The 20,425-nt window shown below is 52.6% G+C and carries 15 protein-coding genes and 1 pseudogene; 5 read left to right on the top strand and 11 right to left on the bottom strand.

The window, feature by feature from the left end; translation table 11 throughout:
• The first annotated feature begins 71 nt into the window (after nt 1–71).
• Nucleotides 72–968, top strand: coding sequence for a LysR family transcriptional regulator (locus M6D89_RS00080; protein WP_253965989.1), 897 nt, complete (start codon nt 72–74; stop codon nt 966–968).
• On the opposite strand, the gene M6D89_RS00075 is transcribed toward M6D89_RS00080, so the two are convergent.
• On the bottom strand, nt 965–1,903 hold the full coding sequence (locus M6D89_RS00075) for a CPBP family intramembrane glutamic endopeptidase (RefSeq protein ID WP_253965988.1): 939 nt from the start codon (nt 1,901–1,903) through the stop codon (nt 965–967). The genes M6D89_RS00080 and M6D89_RS00075 overlap by 4 nt on opposite strands.
• 363 nt (nt 1,904–2,266) lie before the next feature.
• On the opposite strand from M6D89_RS00075, the pseudogene M6D89_RS00070 reads away from it, so the two are divergent.
• Nucleotides 2,267–3,319, top strand: a pseudogene (locus M6D89_RS00070) (glycoside hydrolase family 11 protein); the annotation flags it as partial.
• 102 nt (nt 3,320–3,421) lie between these two features.
• Here M6D89_RS00070 and M6D89_RS00065 read toward each other — a convergent pair.
• The 7 genes from M6D89_RS00065 to M6D89_RS00035 form a co-directional block, all read right to left on the bottom strand.
• Nucleotides 3,422–4,837 carry a DEAD/DEAH box helicase gene (locus M6D89_RS00065; RefSeq protein WP_253965987.1) on the bottom strand — a complete coding sequence of 472 codons (1,416 nt, stop codon included), beginning with the start codon at nt 4,835–4,837 and terminating at the stop codon, nt 3,422–3,424.
• 122 nt (nt 4,838–4,959) lie between these two features.
• Nucleotides 4,960–7,332, bottom strand: coding sequence for a beta-L-arabinofuranosidase domain-containing protein (locus tag M6D89_RS00060; protein WP_253965986.1), 2,373 nt, complete (start codon nt 7,330–7,332; stop codon nt 4,960–4,962).
• A gap of 80 nt (nt 7,333–7,412) precedes the next feature.
• The gene (locus M6D89_RS00055) at nt 7,413–8,360 is read right to left on the bottom strand and encodes a glycoside hydrolase family 43 protein (protein ID WP_253965985.1); all 948 of its coding nucleotides are present in this window, start codon (nt 8,358–8,360) and stop codon (nt 7,413–7,415) included.
• 17 nt (nt 8,361–8,377) lie between these two features.
• Complete coding sequence (locus tag M6D89_RS00050; protein WP_253965984.1) at nt 8,378–9,751, bottom strand: MFS transporter; 1,374 nt, start codon at nt 9,749–9,751, stop codon at nt 8,378–8,380.
• Nucleotides 9,752–9,840: 89 nt separating this feature from the next.
• On the bottom strand, nt 9,841–11,343 hold the full coding sequence (araA, locus tag M6D89_RS00045; protein WP_253965983.1) for an L-arabinose isomerase: 1,503 nt from the start codon (nt 11,341–11,343) through the stop codon (nt 9,841–9,843).
• Between the two features lie 25 nt (nt 11,344–11,368).
• Nucleotides 11,369–12,061 carry an L-ribulose-5-phosphate 4-epimerase gene (locus tag M6D89_RS00040; protein WP_253965982.1) on the bottom strand — a complete coding sequence of 231 codons (693 nt, stop codon included), beginning with the start codon at nt 12,059–12,061 and terminating at the stop codon, nt 11,369–11,371.
• Nucleotides 12,058–13,725: a ribulokinase gene (locus M6D89_RS00035; protein ID WP_253965981.1), complete on the bottom strand. Its 1,668-nt coding sequence runs from the start codon at nt 13,723–13,725 to the stop codon at nt 12,058–12,060. Before M6D89_RS00035 ends, M6D89_RS00040 begins: the two co-directional genes overlap by 4 nt.
• Nucleotides 13,726–13,976: 251 nt before the next feature.
• Between M6D89_RS00035 and M6D89_RS00030 the strand changes: the two genes are divergently transcribed.
• From M6D89_RS00030 to M6D89_RS00020, 3 genes are read left to right on the top strand one after another with little or no spacing between them, the layout of a single operon-like run.
• On the top strand, nt 13,977–14,432 hold the full coding sequence (locus M6D89_RS00030) for a CBS domain-containing protein (protein WP_253965980.1): 456 nt from the start codon (nt 13,977–13,979) through the stop codon (nt 14,430–14,432).
• 50 nt (nt 14,433–14,482) lie between these two features.
• Complete coding sequence (locus M6D89_RS00025) at nt 14,483–15,760, top strand: ATP-binding protein (protein ID WP_253965979.1); 1,278 nt, start codon at nt 14,483–14,485, stop codon at nt 15,758–15,760.
• Nucleotides 15,750–16,277, top strand: coding sequence for a response regulator transcription factor (locus tag M6D89_RS00020; RefSeq protein WP_253965978.1), 528 nt, complete (start codon nt 15,750–15,752; stop codon nt 16,275–16,277). Before M6D89_RS00025 ends, M6D89_RS00020 begins: the two co-directional genes overlap by 11 nt.
• Before the next feature lie 65 nt (nt 16,278–16,342).
• Here M6D89_RS00020 and M6D89_RS00015 read toward each other — a convergent pair whose 3' ends face one another.
• The 3 genes from M6D89_RS00015 to otsB form a co-directional block, all read right to left on the bottom strand.
• Nucleotides 16,343–17,746 carry an alpha,alpha-trehalose-phosphate synthase (UDP-forming) gene (locus M6D89_RS00015; RefSeq protein ID WP_253965977.1) on the bottom strand — a complete coding sequence of 468 codons (1,404 nt, stop codon included), beginning with the start codon at nt 17,744–17,746 and terminating at the stop codon, nt 16,343–16,345.
• Entirely contained in the window at nt 17,743–19,539 is a 1,797-nt protein-coding gene (locus tag M6D89_RS00010; protein ID WP_253965976.1) for a glycoside hydrolase family 15 protein, read from the bottom strand. The genes M6D89_RS00015 and M6D89_RS00010 overlap by 4 nt, the downstream gene beginning before the upstream one ends.
• Nucleotides 19,502–20,425, bottom strand: a 924-nt coding sequence (otsB, locus tag M6D89_RS00005; RefSeq protein ID WP_253965975.1) for a trehalose-phosphatase, incomplete at its 5' end; no start/stop codon positions are given. The genes otsB and M6D89_RS00010, both read right to left, overlap by 38 nt.

Below are 20,425 nucleotides of genomic sequence, written 5' to 3'. Positions count from 1 at the left end.
TAAGCAGGCCAGCATTGCTTAATTATCAACAAATCATTGATAATTGAGTTTTACGTTTAAGGAGTTTCCCTTTGGACCGACTGGATGCCATGCGAACCTTTGTCGCCGTTGTCGCTGAAGGCAGCTTTACTAAAGCCGCCGATAGGCTATCGATGTCGCCGCAGCTGGTCAGCAAATACGTCTCTCAGCTGGAAGAGCACTTGGGGCTGCGACTGCTCAATCGCACCACCCGGCGGGTCCACCCCACCGAAGCGGGCAGCCGTTACCAAGCGCGGGCAATGCAGCTATTGGAAGAGCTGGACGAGTTGGAAAATCAGCTGGGCGATTACCGGCGCAGTGCCCGGGGGGTTCTGCGAATATCCGCGCCGGTGTCATTCGGCACCAGTCACCTGCCGGGGCTGTTACAGGCTTTTCAGCGCGAGCATCCGGCGGTGGGGATTGACCTTCGCCTGGACGACAGCAAGGTCGATATTGTTGAAGAAGGCTTCGATATCGCGCTGCGTATCGGCAAATTGAAAAGCTCATCCTTAATCGCCAAACCGCTCGCGCCTATTCGCATCGTCACCTGCGCAGCGCCCCTGTATCTTAAGCAACAAGGCACCCCCAAAACCTTGGACGATTTAAAGGGGCATCGCTATTTGCGCTACAGCTATATGGATAACAGCGACAATGAGGTTCACCAGGCCCTCAATGTGGCGGCTACCACCACAACGGGCTTTACCTGCAACAATGGCGATGTGTTACTTCAGGCCGCCATTGCCGGAGCCGGCATTATTATTCAACCCACGTTTATTGCCGGCCCGGCCATCGCGAACAAGCAGCTAAAAATAATTTTACCCGCACACGAACCCGAGCCCTTGGGGCTTTACGCGGTTTACGCCCACCGCAAATTCCTCGCCAGTAAAGTGCGGGCGTTTATCGACTTTGCCGCGAATTTTTTTGCTCAGCCGCCTAGCTGGGAATGCTAGGATTTAGCCAGTTCATTCTGACGCGCCGGTTCGTCAGTAGTGGGCGTGGCCACAATAATACGTGGGAACCCCAGAGTTCCCGGCGGCAGCGGCCACCGCCGGTAAGCCACTGCCAATAAAATCAGTAAAGGAATCGCGTAGAGCACTTGCACCGCCTCGGCACGAAACATCTCAGGCGTATAGTCGTAGATACCATACAAGCGGTAGTCGGTATAGCTCCATACAAAGGCGATGCCGTTGTTGATGCTGTGACAAACAACCGGAACCCAGAGGGTGTGGGTTTTTAGGTACAAAAAGCTCATGATCAGCGCAAAGAAAAAGGCACCGACAATATCCAGATGGATGTGCAATACGGCAAATAAAAGCGAGGAAAAAACCGCTGCCTTAACCACGCCATATTTCCCACACCAACGATGCAAAATAACGCCGCGAAACACCCATTCCTCAAACAGCGGAGCCAAAATAACAACGGCAACAAACATAGCGCATAAAGCCACCCAGCCGACTTTTCCTTGTTCATTTACTCCCAAAAAATCCGTATCAAACGTGAGCCACCAGTAAAAAAAATCGGGCGCGATATAACTCATAGGCGTCCACACCAAATACACGGTAATCGGCGTAATCGCCACACAAAGCAAGGTGAGAATAAGCGCACCGGGCCAAACGCACTTAGACGGCCAGTCATACGCTTTACGCCAAACAACCTTTGCTGAACCTGGGGTATATAACAGTGCCCCCAGCATGGCGAGATAGAAGCCTATACTTGACACTATTTCATCTGCCGATTCTGTTAGCTGCCACTGGTCCAGTGTCCATTCCGCAAGCATCAAAACGGGCAGCCATAGAATAATGAAGAAAAAATAGAAAGCAAAAAAGGCGCGAACACTAATCGGTAAGCGGGTTTGATCGGGTGGCGTTGAGGCAAACTTATCCATGCTATATCGTTCCTTGTCGTGAATTTTTTTATTGTCGTGACGGCCAGTGTATTCGAGTCGAACCTAATTGCAACCGATTACACTGTCACGTGTCTAGCATTATCCATCTGAAACGTCCGCCCGCAAATGTGATCTGCCCTGCATTGACAGCGGTGTCATATGGTTATTTCGACCAAAAGCATATAGTCTCATTGACAACATTGGTATTCCCACCTAAGGTGCAAGCCACTTAATCAGATAAATCTTATAAGTAGTCGGTTAAGTGTTATCAGCTCTGCTCGATGTATCGCAGATAAAGCCCACGCCTTGCCTCTATAAGCGGTATTGGTTAAGGCACCTATCTGGAGAATAACCATGACAATAATGAGAGCATCAACAAAAACCTTTGCACAGGCTAAAAAGCTCGCTACGCTCGTCGCAGCCACGACAGCGCTATGTTTTACCAGCGGCGCTCAAGCACAGACGCTAACCAGTAATCAAACCGGCACGCACAATGGTTACTACTATTCGTTTTGGACTGACGCACCAGGCACAGTATCAATGACGCTTGGTTCCGGCGGCAACTACTCATCACAGTGGAGCAACACAGGCAACTGGGTAGGCGGTAAAGGCTGGAACCCCGGCGGACGCCGTACCGTCAACTACTCCGGCACCTTTAATCCTTCGGGCAATGGCTACCTTACCCTCTATGGCTGGACTACGAGCCCTCTGGTTGAGTATTACATTGTCGATAACTGGGGTACCTATCGTCCCGGCGAAAGCGGCACCTACTATGGCACCGTGTACTCCGATGGTGGCACCTACGATATTTATCGCACCCAAAGAGTCAATCAACCCTCTATTCAGGGGACAGCGACTTTTTATCAATACTGGAGTGTTCGCCAGCAAAAACGCACTGGTGGCACCATCACTACAGGCAATCACTTCGACGCCTGGGCCAGCCACGGCTTAAATCTGGGTAATCACGATTATATGGTGATGGCTACCGAAGGCTATCAGAGCAGCGGTAATTCCAATATCACCTTGGGTTCAAGTGGCGGCGGAAACAATGGCGGTGGAGGTGAAAGCATCACCGTCAGAGCGCGGGGCGTAAGTGGCAGTGAACACATTAATTTGCGCGTCGGTGGAGCGACCGTAGCCGATTGGACCTTAAGCACCAGCTTCCAAAACTATACTTATAATGGCAGCGCCTACGGCGATGTGAATGTCGAATACGATAACGACGCCTCGGGTCGTGATGTGATTCTTGATTATGTCACAGTTAACGGCGAAAACCGCCAGGCGGAAGATATGGAGTACAACACGTCGACTTACGCCAATGGTGAATGCGGCGGTGGTTCTTATTCCGAAACCATGCACTGCAGTGGAGTGATTGGCTTTGGCCACACCGATGACTGCTTTAGTGGCAGCTGTAATTAAGAGGTAAACGGAATAATGTGGTGAATGGGTGACGGGGAACGAGCGAGCTTACGTTACCCATTCCCCATCACCCGTTCTCCTGGTATTTTTATTCAGCGTTCACTGGTTATTCTTTCCTTCCCCACCTTGACGAGCAAAAGGCTTTACTTTTCCGCCACCATTGCCTGCTTTCTTTTTTTGCCAAAAGCTTTTTTTGGCCGCAGGTTTACCATCACCGCTTTTGGTCTCTGGCTTATTCGAGTCCGCGCTCCTGTTGCGTCCTTGTGATGGTTTTTTAGGCTTATTGCCAGATGGTTTTTTATTGCGCGGGTTACCACTGCGTGAGCGATTATTGCGCGCGCCACGTTTCTCCAAGCTGGATTCGGGCAACGCATGCTGCGGCTCGAAACCGACGATAAACTCACGCGGCAAGATGGTTTTAATCAACCGCTCAATTTCACTGAGCATATCGAACTCGTCAGCACTTACCAGTGACACAGCAGCGCCTTCGGCGCCGGCGCGACCGGTGCGACCAATTCTGTGTACATAATCTTCCGCAACCTGCGGTAAATCAAAGTTCACCACCTGGGGCAGCTGGTCAATATCCACGCCGCGTGCGGCAATATCCGTGGCCACCAGAATACGCACTTTATTGGCTTTAAAATCGGCCAGCGCGCGGGTGCGGGCCCCCTGACTTTTATTGCCGTGAATCGCTGCAGCCTTTAAACCAGCGGCATCCAGTTGCTTCACCAATTTGTTAGCACCGTGCTTGGTGCGGGAAAACACCAATACCTGGTGCCAGTTGTTGATTTTAATCAGTTCAATCAACAAACTGGTTTTTTCTTTTTTGTCTACCGGATAGATCCACTGCTTTACGCGGGTCGCGGTGCTGTTGGGGGGGTTAACCGTAATCTCCACCGGGTCGCGCACAATGGTCTTGGCCAGCTGGCGAATCTCGGGGCTGAAGGTAGCCGAGAACATCAGGTTTTGCCGCTTGCTAGGCATCAGCGCCATGATTTTGCGGATGTCGTGAATAAAGCCCATATCCAGCATACGATCGGCTTCATCCAGCACCAGAATCTCCAGCGCATCAAACTTAACCGCACCCTGCTGATACAAATCCAGCAAACGGCCCGGGGTGGCCACCAGAATATCGACACCACCGCGCAAACGCATCATTTGCGGGTTAATCTTTACCCCACCAAACACCACCGTGGACTTAATCGGCACATAGCGGCTGTACTGAGCCACGTTGTCCCCCACCTGCGCCGCCAGTTCGCGCGTTGGAGTCAACACCAGGGCCCGCACCTGATTGCCCGGCGGGCGGTTTCCACCCGCGCTCTGGCACAAGCGCTCGAGCATAGGCAAGGTAAACCCGGCGGTTTTACCGGTACCCGTCTGGGCGGCGGCCATCACATCCTGACCTTTTAATACGGCGGGAATCGCCTGGGCCTGAATGGGCGTCGGGGTGTCATAGCCCTGTTCGGCAACGGCTTGTTGAATTTCGGGGGAAAGGCCAAGTTCGGCAAAGATCATAGGGGGATTCTGAATTAGCGCAAAGGGGCGCGAAGGATACAGCAGTGGCTGAATAATAGCCAGTTAATGCAGATAAAAGAACGGCCAACCACCCGCTGAAACGGGCGGTTGGCAGCTTGGGGTTAATCGGTGCTGTCAGGCATTTCTGACAACAATCGAACCCCATAAATACCGCCAGCAACGGAGTTTTCAGCCGCGACGAACTTCAACTCATGCTTGCCCTCTGAACCCAGTGCCAGCATCTGCTCTGGAATCGGATACTCCACGGTATAAAACTCTGCTCCATGCTCACCGCCTAAGGTCACCTCGGCCAAGGTCTTACCGTTAAACTCGATAAAGAAATGTCGCCCCACATCACCCCCAAAGTAGGTGATCTGCAAGATTCTGGCTTGACCGTCCGGGTCATTCATCTGGTAGCTGAACCAGTCGTGGGCGTGGCGCCAGTGACGGCCAAAGTTAACCCCGGCTTCACTTTCACTCCCTTTAAAGAAGTGATCGGATTCCGGCTGCTGCTCACCCGGTGCGACTTTATCCACGGTCACCGCTTCTAAGGCTAAGTTAGCGGCCTCTTCAGCGGCGCGCTTCTCGCGTAAAGCGTTAATATTCTCCGGGGTACTGTAGGGCCAGTAGAGCATATAGCGCGACTCGTGCACGCGGAAAAACGGAATCAACTCTACGTTTTGGTAGGACTCAGGCTGAATCAACTCAGAGGCCTTAAAGCGCAGCTCGTCGTCTGAGACACGGGTAATCCGATCGGCAAAGTTAGTGTCCTTGGCCACCAGCATTGGCGCCTGCTCAATTGGGCAGCGCTCGCCATCGGCAATGTGCCCCATGCGGCTGGCATCGGAGTAGTAGTTCAGTACCTCATCTTTAAACGGCGAAGTTTTCGCAGACAGCACGATCGGCCCGTACATCACCGCATAATAGTCAGAACCATCGGGCAGAGCTTCCAAATGGGTTTTCATGGGCAGCTTAAGCTCTACCACATCGCCCTTTTGCCAATCCCGATCAAGCTCGATGTATTGGCCCGCTGAGGCGTCAACCGCGATTTCTTTATCGTTAACAGTGACCTCAGCATTCGCCGTGGCCCATTGTGGGTAACGCAGTTTTAAGGTCACATCTCCGGCCTTTTCGAAGGTGAGACGGGTCGTGGAGCGATCCGGAAATTGCGTGCTTTGTGTTAACACGACCCCTTTGTCTTCCCAATTAAGAGTCGAGGGGATGTATAGATTTACCAGTAAATCATCGTCTTCGTGAGCGTAAATAAACTCGCCGTACTTAAAGTGGTTTTCAATCCCCGACCCCACACAGCACCACATTCCTTGATGCGTTTCTGAGTACTTGCGGTAATGGTTAGGGCGCATAGGCGTAAAGTACACCAGCCCACCAGTATCGGGATGCTGAGACGACAAGATGTGATTGTAAAGTGCGCGCTCGTAGTAGCTCACGTAATCGAGCGAGGTATCGCGGCCGTACAACAACTTGGTTAATTTAAGCATGTTGTAGGTATTGCAGGTTTCTGGCCCCTCAATCTCTTCGATCATGGGGTCAAAGTCATCTTTGTCGTGGAAGTGTTCACGCACGCTGTTACCGCCAATGGCGACACTGCGCTCATTCACCACCGTTTCCCAAAAATACTCCGCCGCCTGGTGCCAGGAATCGTTACCACTTTCCTGCGCCACGCGCTCAAAGCCGACAATTTTAGGGATTTGCGTATTGGCGTGCAGGCCGGTCAGCTCATCGCGCTTTTGCTCTAGGGGATTAAGAATTTTCTTGTGGGAAAATTGCTTCGCCAGAGTCAAATACTTTTTGTCGCCGGTAATCTCATACACATCAGCGAAGGTTTCATTCATACCGCCGTATTCAGTGGTAAGCATTTGCTCAATTTGCGCGTCGGATAAATCGGCTACCAGATCATCCACCCAGTCGGCCCATTTGATCATCATCCGCTTGGCCTGCTCACTACCGGTATACAGGTAGGCATCGCGTAGCCCGGCAAAAATCTTGTGCAGGTTGTACCAGGGCACCCAGTAACCGTTTAAGGCAAACAAGTCCGCACGGATATCGCCCTTGGCGATTTCCTGCCAAAGCTTATCGCTATCGGGCACGCCTCCCAAGTAACCATTGCCATTGGCATTCTGTGCCCGCTCCAGCTCATCCAGTACATATTGCAGGCGCTGCTTTACATCGTCGCGACCGGTAGCGGCATAGGCGAGGCTGAGCGAAGTCACATAATGGCCGCCGATATGGCCATCAAGACCGGTATTTTCCCAGTTACCGTAGCTGGCCGTTTTAGGCGTTAAACTCGCTTCGCGCAAATAAGGCGCCAGCAGCCGGTCCGGCGACATGGTCATCACATACTCAAGATTTTTATTCTGCGCGTGGGCAAAAGGGCCGTCGTTTACACGCACTTGATCAATGGCAAAGTAATCTACCGCCTGGGCGCCGATACTCAGGGTCGCCAGGCTGGCACAGAGGACAAGTTTTTTTATCATGGTTCTGGACCTGTTTATACCGATTAAAAAAAGGCCCGCAAAGCGAGCCTGAAGGTTTGGTTCAGTGGATCTGCACCAGATTAATCATCCAATGCCGCGTCGCCAAAGATCGGCATACCATCTTCACCCCACTTAAGCTTTTTCACAAAAGTGTGACGGTTGGGATCCCACAGTGGGTCACCCTCAATTTCGGTGTAGGTGCGGGCATGGTAAACCAGCAAATCAGTCTCGCCGTCCTCGGCTTTGGTAAAGCTGTTGTGGCCGGGGCCAAAGATATTGTAGTCGGGGCTGGAGCGCAGCACCGGCTCTTTGGACTTGGTCCAGCTCGCGGGATCCAGCAAGTCGGCATCTTCATCAGCCCACAGCAAACCCATCGCGTAGTTTTCGTCGGTAGCACTGGCCGAGTAAGTCATAAAGATCTTACCACCGTGCTTCACAATAGACGGCCCTTCGTTGACCCAAAAACCGATAATTTCCCAATCGTATTCGGGAATGGTCAAGCGCACCGGCTCGCCTTCGATTTCGGTAGGCGTTTTCATGGGGGCAATGTAGAGGTTGGAGTTACCGCGAATGCCCTCTTCCTTTTGTGCCCAAACATAGTAAAGCACGTCGTTGTGAGTAAAAGTGGTGGCATCTAGGCAAAAGGTATCAATACCCGAGTCAACCTGACCTTCAAACGTCCACTGCCCCGCTACCGGATTGTCGTCTTTGCAAGAAATTGCATACATCCGGTGCTGAAACAAATCGTTTTTAATTTCGCGCGACGGCGCTGCAGCGAAATACACATACCAGGCACCCTGGTTGAAGTGAATCTCGGGTGCCCAAATCAGATCGCTGTACGGGCCTGTGTCGGGCTTCTTCCAAACCATAACCGGCTCGGCGGTAGCCAGCTCGGCAATGGTTTTGGCGCGACGCAACTCGACACCATCGTAGGCTGGCACACTGGCGGTAAAGTAATAATAGCCATCGGTGTGCTTGTAAATGTGCGGGTCTGCCCGCTGTTCAATTAACGGTTTTAATACAGTCACTATTCTCTCCGAAACTGTTAGGTTGTCTCTTCAATGGTGTATTCGGGCGCTTCCGATTCAATCTCGCCGCGCTCCACCATCTCGTTGTAAAAGCGATCAGTAATTTTGTACTTGTAAAGCACAAAGCCCAGCAAGGTGTGAAAGGCACCGGGAATAATTGTCAACATAAGGGCGATACCGGTAAGGGCAAACTCAGTCTGCTGCTCTCCTGCCTGGTAACCGAAAAAGGTCAACAACAGGCCGGTGATAAAGCCCGCCAAACCGGCGCCCGCCTTTTGACAGAAAGAGATACCGCCAAATGCCAAGCCTGACACTCGCTTGCCGGTTTTGGCTTGGCCATAGTCCACCGCCTCGGCAATAGCAGACCAGAAAATTGGCGCATGCAAATCCACGACAAAAGACAGAATCACATAGAGCACAAACGCCAGGGCAATATCGCCGGGGGATACGGCAAAGTACATCAGCAGGCTTAGCACACCCACGAGAATTTGCGAGTAGCGGAACAGTTTGACCTTACAGTAGCGCTTGGTAATCCAGGTAGAAGCCACCATGGACGCAATAGACGCGGCAATACCAGCACTGGTAAAGGTTGCCGCCATACTTTCACTGCCACCCAAGTAATAAATGGTGTAGTAAAAGGCCACCCCACCGCGCATGGCATAACCCAGAGTCCCCAGCATGCAGCAGGCCGCGAGGACCAACCATTGATCGTTCTGGAGCAGCAATTTTAATTGCTCGCCCAGTGGCTTTTTATCCACCACATGCTCAACACGCTCGCGGGTGGTAGAAAAACAAAACAGTAGCAAGCCCACACCAATTAAGGACATAAAGCCCATCGCCAACTGATAACCCTTGGCGGCGTTGCCATCACCCCACATGGCGGCTAATGCTGGTACTGAGGCTACAATCACAACATTGGCAATTTTTGCAAAGAACATGCGATAGCCATTGGCGGATAACCGTTCTTGCGGATCACTGGTTAGAACACCGATGTACGAAATGTAGGGTATAGCCACACCGGTAAACATTAAGGTGGCAAAGAGATAGGTTACATAGGCCCATACCAGTTTAGCGTTGTAGCTAAAGTCCGGTGTGGTAAACAGCAAAAAGACGGCGAAGCCATAGGGAATTGAGAGGTACAAAAAGTACTGACGAAAACGACCCCAACGGCTTTTAAACTTATCGGTCAACATGCCCATCAGCGGATCGCTGAGAGCGTCAAGGAAGCGGGCGGCAAGGAACAACGTACCCACGTGAGCGGGCTTTAAGCCGAAAATATCAGTATAAAAATACTGCATAAAGTAGAACATGGCCGCGATCATTACATTCACGGACATATCGCCGGCACCAAAGCCTACTTTTTCGACGACGGATAACTTTTCAGTCTTCATTATTATCGCTGACTCTTGTTATTTTACGGACACACAGGTGCCCAGAGACAACAAAGGACGCCGTAGCGTCCTTTGTGGATGACGCGGTGTTAAATACCTTGATTCAGGTGGTAAAACACCGAGTTAAAGCGAAGCTCTTGCTTGAACTCGCGCACCGTGGTGTTTTCGTCAATAACCACGGTTTCCACGTTAGCCATTTCGGCGAAGTCCAGCACCTGCTCGGTGGTAATGCCCTGGGTGTACACACTGTGGTGCGCACCACCGGCGTGAATCCAGGCAGCACCGGCCACTTCCAGGCTCGGCTTGGGCTCCCACAGCGCCTTGGCAACTGGCAGGTGCGGCAGATCGGCCGGTGGCTCAACAGTGTCCACTTCGTTCACGATAATACGGAAACGTGTACCCATATCGATGGTTGAAATGTTCAATGCGGGACCAGTGGCGCCGGTGAACAACAAACGTGCGATGTCTTTTTTGATACCGATGGTATGACGCTCAACCACAACTTTTGGCTTGTCACCTGCGATAGAGGGACAGATTTCCAACATGTGCGCACCCAACACCTGGTCTTTAGCGCCGAAGTGGTAGGTGTAATCTTCCATAAACGAAGTACCGCCTTCGCGGCCTTTGCTCATCACCTTCACAATGCGGCCCATGGCTGCGGTTTTCCAATCGCCTTCACCGCCATAGCCGTAGCCTTTGCTCATCAGGCGCTGAGTGGCAAGCCCGGGCAGGCCCGACAAACCGGTCAGGTTTTCGAAGCAGTTGGTAAAGGCCTTACAGCCCTTCTCTTCCATAAAGCGCTCCATACCCAATTCCAGGCGCGCTTCGTTTTGCAACATTTCCAACTGATGTGCATCGCTGAAGATTTCATCGGCAATTTCGTAGTCGGCTTTGTACAGCTCCAGTTGCGCGGCGATTTCCTCGTCGGTAACCGCGTCGCACACTTTCGCCAGGTCGCCCAGCCCGTAAGCGTGAACTTCGTAACCAAACTGGATTTGCGCAGAGACCTTATCACCCTCGGTCACGGCCACCTGACGCATGTTGTCGCCAAAGCGGGCAATGCGCAAGTTTTTCGCTTCGTTCCAGCCCATAGCGGCACGAACCCAGTTATCGATTTGCTGTTGCACGCTCTCGCGCTCCCAGTGCCCCACAACCACTTTGCGCTCCTGGCGCAGACGGGTGCCAATGTAACCGAACTCGCGGTCACCGTGGGCACTTTGGTTGAGGTTCATATAGTGCATGTCGATCTCACCCCAAGGCAGTTCGGCACCGAACTGGGTGTGCAGGTGCATGTAAGGCTTGTTCAGCGCAGACAGACCGGCAATCCACATTTTGGCGGGCGAGAAAGTGTGCATCCACAGAATCAGACCGACACAGTTTTTATCGCTGTTAGCGGCCTGACATACGTCCAGAATTTCCTCTGGCGTGGTCACCACACCTTTCGATTCAATTTCTGCTGAAATGCTATCAGCGGCAGTTAAACCAGCGGCGATTTTCGCGCTGTTGTCGGCCACCTCTTTCAACATGGCCGGCCCATACAAATGCTGCGAGCCGGTCACAAACCAAACTTTCTTATCACCATAAATTTTCATAACTACCTCACTGCTTAAGACCGGCTCAGTTTTGGCCGTAGTAAGCGTTTTTGCCGTGTTTACGTAAATAGTGTTTATCCATAATGCCCTGCTTGAGAGGCTGCACACTTTGCTTGAGGGTGCGCGTCAAATAGGCCATTTTGGCGATTTCTTCTAAAATTACCGCGTGATAAACCGACTGCGCCGCATCTTTACCCCAGGTAAAAGGGGCGTGCCCGGCAATAATCACCATGGGCGTTTCCACCGGGTTTTTACCGGTAAAGCAGTCGGTAATCTGTACGCCGGTTTCCTCTTCGTAGTCGCGCTCAATTTGCGCGTCACTCATCACGGCGGTACAGGGAATATCGCCATAGGCGTAATCCGCGTGGGTGGTTCCCAGGCACGGAATAGGTTCCTGCGCCTGCGCCCAGGCGGTCGCATAGGTAGAGTGGGTATGCGTCACACCACCGATATTGTCGAAGTGTCGATACAAGTGAGTGTGGGTTTTAGTGTCCGAGGAAGGACGCATTTTTCCCTCAACTACGGTGTTTTCCAAGTCGACCACAACAATGTCTTCGACTTTCAAATCTTCGTAAGCCACGCCACTGGGCTTGATCGCCACCACGCCTTTATCGCGATCGATCTGGGATACATTACCCCAGGTGTACACCACCAGGTTGCGGTGGTGCAGCTGCATGTTAGCTTCGTAGACTTCGCGTTTTAACTCGGTGTAGCTCATGACTTGTCTCCTTCGGCAAACTGCCCCAGCGTCTCATACTGACGGTACAACTTATCGTATACCAATGCAGCGTCACTATTGGGTTGATAGGTTTTACACACCTGCGAACCCATGGCTTTTTGCGCACTGGCCACATCGGTGTGAGCACCGCCCACGGTCGCCGCGAAGATAGCCGCGCCCAGGGCACAGCTCTGATCACTGTCCAGTACGTCGATAGGGCAATTCCAGACGTCTGCACAAGTTTGCATCACAAAATCGGATTTTTTCGAGATGCCGCCAATGGCCACCACACTCTCTACCGCCACGCCTTCTTCGCGAAAGCGCTCGATAATCGCACGGGCACCAAAAGCGGTGGCCTCAACCAGAGCGCGGAACACTTCGGCCGCCCCGCTGCCCATTTTAAGGCCTGAAATAGCGCCGGCGACGGTCTGATCGGCATCTGGCGTGCGACGGCCATTCACCCAGTCCAGGGCGGTTACACCGCTTTTGCCGGCGGGAATAGCTTGTGCGGCAGCGGACAATTCAATCAGCGCCTTGTCGTCTAGTTCAGCCAACAGCTTCTGTTTGCTAGCGTCATCAAGGACATCGGATTGCTCGATAATGGCAACCGCTGGGCCGTTGATCAGCTTTTTAAACCAGGCGTAAAGATCACCAAAGGCCGATTGTCCTGCCTCGAGGCCAATCATGCCGGGAATCACAGAGCCGTCCACCTGGCCGCAGATACCGCGCACGCAGGTATCGCCAATAGCGTCGGCGCTGGCAATGGTGATATCGCAGGTGGAGGTACCCATGACCTTGGTTAACACACCGGGCTGAACATTGGCGGCAACCGCACCCATGTGACAATCAAAGGCCGAGAAACCCACCGGAATACCGGCTGGCAAGCCCAGCTTTTGCGCCCACTCATCGGTCAGCTCGCCCACTTTCTGGTCGGCGGTAAAGGTTTCTGTCGGCAGACACTCCACCAGACCATCGAGGATCGGGTCGACACCGGCAAAGAATTCATTGGCCGGGAACCCGCCCCAACTTTCATGCCACATCACTTTGTGCCCCGCGGCGCAGCGGCTCATACGAAAGGCATCGGGATGGGTAGTGCCGGTTAAAACGGCTGTCATCCAATCGCAGTGCTCTACCCACATATGCACGGCCTCTTTTACCGCGCTGTCGGCGCGCATAACGTGCAGCGCTTTGGACCAGTACCACTCAGACGAGTAGATGCCACCTTCATACTTAAGGTAGTTGGGCTCGCTGCGGTTGGCAGCGGCGGTAAACTCGGCCGCCTCTTTCACGGCGGTGTGATCTTTCCACAGCACGAACATGGCGTTGGGGTTTTCGGCAAACTCGGGCTTAAGCGCGAGTGCCACGCCGTCACTATCCACGGCTACAGGAGTGGAACCTGTAGTATCAAAACTAATGCCGACGACCGATTGGGCAGCGCCCTCGGGCGCCTCTTGCCAGAGACTGGCGAGCGCTTGTTCGAGGCTCTCCAGATAGTCCAGCGGATGCTGACGAAACTGGTCGGCAGCGGGCTCGCAGTAAAGACCCTTGGCCCAACGGGGGTAGTTAACCACGCTGGAGGCCACTTCTTCACCGGTCGCGGTATTTACGAGCAACGCTCGAACTGAGTCGGACCCATAATCCAGGCCCAAGGCATACGAAACCATAAGACAAAACCCTTTTGGTACTCCCAGAGGAGGAGCACTTTTTATTTTGTATTATAATATTATCCGAATAGATTCACGCCTTGTCAAATATTTCTTCTTTAGAAGCGCAAGCCTGCCCACCCCTGTGAAACACGCCGTCGCATCAAACCCGGTTACCCTGCACTGTACAGCACAGGGCGCGGGTGCAAAACGATCCGCAGGACAGGCCGCAAGAGGTTGGTGTACACTCACTCCTAAATAAAGGAGCGCCCATGCCGCAAACCGCCAAAGACTTAATGACTACTGAAGTTCTGTCGGCTTACGAGGGCTGGGCCATCCAGCGCCTGGACCACTTCCTCAAGCGCCATGAGCTCGCCCGCGTCCCGGTAATCGCCTCTGACCATCAGCTGGTAGGCAGCGTGGGAAGTGCGGACATTCATCGCCTGATGCAACTGGACGAGACCTACCGGGCGCAAATGATTAACGACAACTTTCGCCGCGCCACAGGCCAGGATGTAGAGAATCTGGATGAACTGACCCAATGGACGCGTCGCGCCCACGTATACTGCACCGTACACCAAATTATGCAGCGAGAGACGGAGCACCTAGAGGATAGTACCCCCTTAAAACAAGTGCGCGAATGGTTTAAAACACACAGTCTTAGCACTCTCTGGTTAACCAACGACGGTATTCTCAGTGGCCAAATCCATGCTCACCAATTGCTGTAGTGCGACGCTTTGCCGCAGGCGACAAAGATTAATGGGCGTATAATGGGGCCATGACTGCCCGAATTACCCCCTTGCAAGCCCCCTCCGGCCATCTGCGTCAACTGATATTAATTCGCAGCCTGCTTATCGCCGCCCTAACCATCGCCACAATCGGGGCCAATCGATTTATTGAACTGCCTCTCGCACCGATTGTGAGTGTCATTTTAATGCTAACGGCGGTCAACCTTCTATCGCTTGCCCGCCTATATGTTCGACACCCAGTGGCCAGTGTTGAAATTACCGCCCAATTGTTCGTGGATATTCTGGCCGTTGCCGCTTTAGCCTATTTTACCGGCGGCGCCTCAAATCCGTTTCTCTCTTATGTACTAGTCCCCGTTTGCATCGCGGCGGCGGTATTGCCCGGCATTTACGCCTGGGCGCTCAGTCTGACAGCCATAGCACTCTATGGCACCCTGCTCATTTGGCATATACCGCTGCAGCAACTGGCTCCACCCAACGGTGGTCACCACCACGCGGCCGAGGTTAACTCTCACCTTATCGGCATGTGGCTCAATTTTGCCCTAAGCGCACTGCTCATCAGCTACTTTGTGGTCAAAATGGCCACGGCGGTGCGGCGCCAGCAAGATAGCCTTAATGCCCGACGGGAAGAGGATTTACGCGATGAACAATTGTTAGCGGTCGCCACTCAGGCGGCGGGGACCGCCCATGAACTCGGCACCCCTCTGTCGACCATCAAGGTGCTGCTGAGCGACCTGAGCCGCGACAACCGTATCACCCCGTTAATTGGCGACGACCTTAGCCTGCTGCGCCGCCAGATAAATGAATGTGGGGAGATTTTACAGCGCTTGCGCCAGCGCGCAGATATAGAGCAGCTAACCCACCCTCCTTTAACCGCCGCCAGGGATTATTGCCATCAGCTAATTGATCGCTGGTTATTACTGCGCCCCGATGCCCACGCCCATGTCAACCTCGCAGACTCCCTGGAGGGGCAATGGGTTCGTTTTCACCCGACGATTGAACAGTCCTTAATTAATGTACTCAACAACGCCGCCGAAGCCTGCGCTCACGACATTACCATTGAGGTTAAAGCGGACGAGCATAGGCTTGTATGGAAGGTTGCCGATCAGGGAGAGGGTCTGACAGAGGCCGCCAATGCGGCACTGGGAAAGCGCCCGTTTACCACCAAAGCCGACGGTTTAGGTATTGGCCTTTTTCTAACCCACGCCAGCATTCAACGCTACGGCGGCGAGGTGATACAGCAATCGACCCCAGGTGCGGGCACCATCACTATTATTCGTCTACCTCTGGAGCCCGGTAATGGATCTTAATCTATTGATCGTTGACGACGACCAGACTTTCGGGGAAATTCTTAAACGCTCACTAACGCGGCGCGGCTATCAAGTCTCCCTCGCCGCCAACAGCTTTGCCGCCCTGCAATCACTTGAACAACACATTTTCACTTATGCCGTCGTTGATTTAAAAATTGGCAGCGAGTCGGGATTGGATGTGGTCAGAGAGCTTCTAGCGCGCCAAAGCGATATGAGAATTGTGGTGCTAACAGGCTACTCCAGCATTGCCACTGCGGTTCAGGCGATTAAGGCCGGTGCCCACAATTACTTGTGCAAACCCGCCGATGCCGATGAAGTGCTGGCGGCTTTTGGCGAAAGTGAATCTGAACCTATCCCTATTGCCAGCCAACCGCACTCTGTCGACCGATTGGCTTGGGAGCATATCCAAAAAGTACTGTGCGCTCACCAGGGCAATATTTCCGCAACGGCACGGGCATTGGGCATGCATCGACGCACCCTGCAGCGTAAGCTCAACAAGCGCCCGGTAAAACAGTAGCGTGCCGGTGCGCCAGATCCGGGAGCATATTTTCGCCTTCCAACTCCCAGCACATCCGAGACGAGCTATTGATTAACCGCCTGCGCAATTTGGGGATGGGTGAGCGAATGTAAGTCCTCCAAAAAGCTTTTTTGCCAAGCGTGAATATCGTGCTGCTCCAATACGTCCATCATTTTACGCCAGCGATCGATACGCTCGTCCAAAGGCATATTAAGCGCTTGGGCCAAGCCACCGGTGATTCCACTGACGTCATAGGGGTTAACAATGACTGCCGAATCAAACTCGTCGGCCGCCCCTGCCAGCTCAGATAAAACCAGTACGCCAGGGTTTTCCGGGTTCTGCGCCGCGACATACTCCTTAGCCACCAGGTTCATACCATCTTTTAATGGCGTCACTAAACCGACGTTGGCCAGTCTGTACATGGCAAGAATAGTTCGACGGCGAAACCCTCGGTTGAGGTAGCGCAGAGGCATCCAGTCAAAATCGGCGTAGGTGCCAATAATATGCCCAGCTTCGCGATCAATGCGCTTGGCTAAGTCGCCATAGGCCTGTACATCTCCGCGCGACGTGGGGGAAATTTGTAAGTACACCGCCTTACGAATGAACTCCTTATAATGACCCAATAACTTGTCATAGGCCTGAAAGCGCTGTACTAAACCCTTGGAGTAATCCAATCGATCGACACCGATTATCAGCTTCCTGTCGGCAAGACTATTGTATAACCGTTTGTATTCATCCGAGGCTTCGCCCGCTGTGGCTGCCTCCGGCAGAGCAGAGGTCTCCACGCTAATAGGGTAAACCCGAGCGGTGCAGTGGCGATCCTCAAAGCGCAACCGATCATTTTTGAGAATTTCGCCCCCAAGCCCCTGAGCAACCCCCATGCAAAATCCCATGTGGTCGGCCTGGGTTTGAAAACCCACCAAGTCATAATGCAACAGACCCTTTAATATCTTCTGATACCCCGGCACAGTGCGGAGCAAATCCAGCGAAGGAAATGGCGTATGCAGAAAAAAACCGATGGAGTTTTTTATTCCCGCATCACGCAGCATTTTACCCAGGGGAATAAGATGGTAATCGTGAATCCAAATCGTATCGTCGGGCTGGATGATTTTTAGCAGCTCATTGGCGAACTTGTTGTTCGCCTGCAAGTAACCGCTCAAATCGGCGTCGCTATAACGCATTAACTCTGGGCGCTGATGAAACAAAGGCCAGAGAACACTGTTGGCGTAACCTTTGTAGTACTGGTTGTACTCGGACTGGCGCAGGTTAACCGTGACATACTCAATGTTACCGCGCACTTCGTGTTTAGCGGGTTCGTTTTTGTTCTCGACTTTACCGCTCCAGCCGAACCAAACACCGCCAGCCTTTTCCATGGCGGCCATTACACCTACAGCTAAGCCGCCTTCAGAGCCCTTGGTGGCACCGTCAGTTTTGGCGACACGGTTGGACACCACAATCAAACGACTCATAGTTCATGCTCCCACTTTTTACTCAGTATTCGTGCGCTATTGATAATTCCGACCATGGAATATGTCTGCGGGAAATTCCCCCATAATTCACCTGTTGCCGGGTCCAAGTCTTCCGACATCAGGCCCAGGTGATTGCGCTTATCCAGCAAATCTTCAAACAGCTCTCTGGCCTCATCGGTTCGACCCGATGCCGCCAAAGCGTCGATGTACCAGAATGAACAAATGGTAAAAGCGTTTTCGGGCGTACCAAAATCATCTTCAACCACATAGCGGAACAGGTATTTGCTGCCCTCGGGCATGAGTCTGTTTTCGATCTCTTTAATGGTTCCTACAAATCGTGAGTCCTTGCCACCGATATACCCCAGCTCGCAGGCGAGCAGCAAACTGGCATCCATGGTGTCGCCGTCCCATGTGGCAGTGTAAGCATTCAGATCACGGTTGAACCCACGCTCTTCGATGGCATCGCGAATTTTTTGGGTGGCATCGGACCAGTAAGAGGCTTTTTCATCCTCGCCCAGCTTAGCGGCAATTTTGGCCAAGCGACTCGTGGCAGCCCAGCACATCATGCTCGAGAAGGTATGTACATGCTTAGAACCGCGCAACTCCCACAAGCCCGCATCGGGCTGGTTGTAAAAGGCCAGCGCCTTCTCACCCATCTTCTCTAACAATTTAAACAGTTCGACATTGCCGGGACGACGAATGCGCTCGTCAAAAAACATTTGAGTCGCAGATAGGACAATCGCGCCGTATACGTCGTGCTGAATCTGCTCGGCAGCTTGGTTGCCAATCCGAACCGGTCCCATGCCTCGATACCCGGATAAATCGTGGGCGATGCGCTCCGGCATTTGCTTGGTACCATTAATGCAGAACACTGGCTGAAGGTATTCTTCGTCCATTTGCGCGACAATATTTACAAGATAGTGTAAATATTGCTCCATGGTGCGCGTCGCGCCTAAGCGATTTAAGGCGTGCACCGTAAAGTAACTGTCACGCAGCCAGCAAAAGCGATAATCCCAATTGCGCTCGGTATCGCGCGCCTCGGGTACCGATGTGGTCATAGCCGCAATGATCGCCCCGGTATCCTCGTAGGCACTTAGTTTGAGTGTTATTGCCGCGCGGATAACGGCATCTTGCCATTCGAAAGGAATTGCCAAATAGCGCGACCACTCGAGCCAGTAGGATTCGGTTTCCACCAGAAACCGCTCGCACAATTGTTTGACAGGCTCGGTAATAGACGCATCATCGGCAAAAACCATATAGTGCTCGGTATCGAGAATAAACCAGGTTTCGTCGACAATCGCCGTCACCGACATACCGGTAGTCATGCGATAGGCCATGTCACAACCGATATAGCGGATATGATTGCTGCCCTGCACCTTACGGAAACCTTGAGTACCGTCTTTGCACGCAGGTCGCAATCGCACTCGGATTTTAGGCGAGCCAATAGGTTCCAGTTTGCGATTGAGCATCACCGGCCGATAGGTTCGGCCATATTGCATAAAACGGGGAATAAAATCGGTAACGATCACCCCATTACCGTGATCATCATAGAGTTTGGTGGTGAGAATAGCGGTGTTTTTCTCGTAGGATTGCTCGCTATGGCTAAAATCAGCCAGATCTATAGCAAAAGTGCCGGTAAGCGAATCGGGGTTATCCGTTTTCAGAAGTGAGCAGAACACCGGCTCTGCATCAAATCTGGGTAAACAACTCCATACTATTTCAGCTTTCTTATCGACCAAGGCTCCAATGGAACAGTTACCGATTAGAGCCAGCTCGAGATTGCGTTCTATCATTTAATTGCCTCAACTTATCCAGTTGTCCCTGCAAAAATGCAAAAACCTCGCCAGTGTCGGCTAGGCGCACGCCCGCACAGGTATTCCCCTCTCCAACCTTTATGGAAACACCACCATTGTGGTTTACCCAGGCGAATCCATCTTCATCCGTTGTATCATCTCCAATATAGACGGGCTGACGCCCCTTAAAAGGTTCCATGCCCATAAAGTGTGCAATCGCCACACCCTTATCAACCCCTGTGGGCTGAATTTCGCGAACACAGTTACCCTTGATAACCCGCACGTCAGTGCGCGCATCCAAACCTAATTCGACATCGATAAAATAATCCAGAGTCTCGCGCAAATGCTCTTTCCCGCGATAATGCAGGGCCACAGCATGTCCTTTATCTTCTGCAATCAAGTCGTCTTTTGCCGCGTATTTAAGTAACTTGGCCTTGATATCAGCGAAGGCTTCACTTTCAAGATCACGCTCTTCAACCGTTCCCTTAGCGAGGCACCATTCGGCACCATGACTCCCTGCCATAGCCAGGGGTAGATCTACCAACCCCGAAAGAGAATCAATCGAACGCCCAGACACCAGCGCCAAAGCACCATTAAGTTGCACAGCCAAGTCGGATAAGACCCGACGCAGCTGCTCCGATACGTACACGCCCTCAGGGGTAGAAGCGAAATCCACTAAAGTGCCATCAAAGTCGAGAAACAAAGCGACGTCTTCGGAACGAGTAATGTGCATGTCGTGCGAAACCTTTTTCAGAATAACCATGTAAAGACTATAGCAAGGGGCTGGTACTGGGGGAATGGGGTAAGTGACGCAGAACGCAGAACGCAGAACGCAGAACGCAGAACGCAGAACGCAGAACGCAGAACGCAGAACGCAGAACGCAGA

The organism is Gilvimarinus xylanilyticus (assembly GCF_024195295.1).
Lineage (GTDB): Bacteria > Pseudomonadota > Gammaproteobacteria > Pseudomonadales > Cellvibrionaceae > Gilvimarinus > Gilvimarinus xylanilyticus.
Note: the sequence above shows the minus strand (reverse complement) of the source record. Positions and strands in the feature narration are given on the sequence as shown.

Bases quoted from the DNA above. Each gene is read 5' to 3' on its own strand.
- M6D89_RS00010 (WP_253965976.1), bottom strand. From the start codon at position 19,539: ATGATAGAACGCAATCTCGAGCTGGCTCTAATCGGTAACTGTTCCATT.
- M6D89_RS00035 (WP_253965981.1), bottom strand. From the start codon at position 13,725: ATGGTTTCGTATGCCTTGGGCCTGGATTATGGGTCCGACTCAGTTCGA.
- M6D89_RS00015 (WP_253965977.1), bottom strand. From the start codon at position 17,746: ATGAGTCGTTTGATTGTGGTGTCCAACCGTGTCGCCAAAACTGACGGT.
- M6D89_RS00030 (WP_253965980.1), top strand. From the start codon at position 13,977: ATGCCGCAAACCGCCAAAGACTTAATGACTACTGAAGTTCTGTCGGCT.
- M6D89_RS00040 (WP_253965982.1), bottom strand. From the start codon at position 12,061: ATGAGCTACACCGAGTTAAAACGCGAAGTCTACGAAGCTAACATGCAG.
- M6D89_RS00025 (WP_253965979.1), top strand. From the start codon at position 14,483: ATGACTGCCCGAATTACCCCCTTGCAAGCCCCCTCCGGCCATCTGCGT.
- M6D89_RS00050 (WP_253965984.1), bottom strand. From the start codon at position 9,751: ATGAAGACTGAAAAGTTATCCGTCGTCGAAAAAGTAGGCTTTGGTGCC.
- M6D89_RS00060 (WP_253965986.1), bottom strand. From the start codon at position 7,332: ATGATAAAAAAACTTGTCCTCTGTGCCAGCCTGGCGACCCTGAGTATC.
- M6D89_RS00075 (WP_253965988.1), bottom strand. From the start codon at position 1,903: ATGGATAAGTTTGCCTCAACGCCACCCGATCAAACCCGCTTACCGATT.
- M6D89_RS00065 (WP_253965987.1), bottom strand. From the start codon at position 4,837: ATGATCTTTGCCGAACTTGGCCTTTCCCCCGAAATTCAACAAGCCGTT.
- M6D89_RS00020 (WP_253965978.1), top strand. From the start codon at position 15,750: ATGGATCTTAATCTATTGATCGTTGACGACGACCAGACTTTCGGGGAA.
- araA (WP_253965983.1), bottom strand. From the start codon at position 11,343: ATGAAAATTTATGGTGATAAGAAAGTTTGGTTTGTGACCGGCTCGCAG.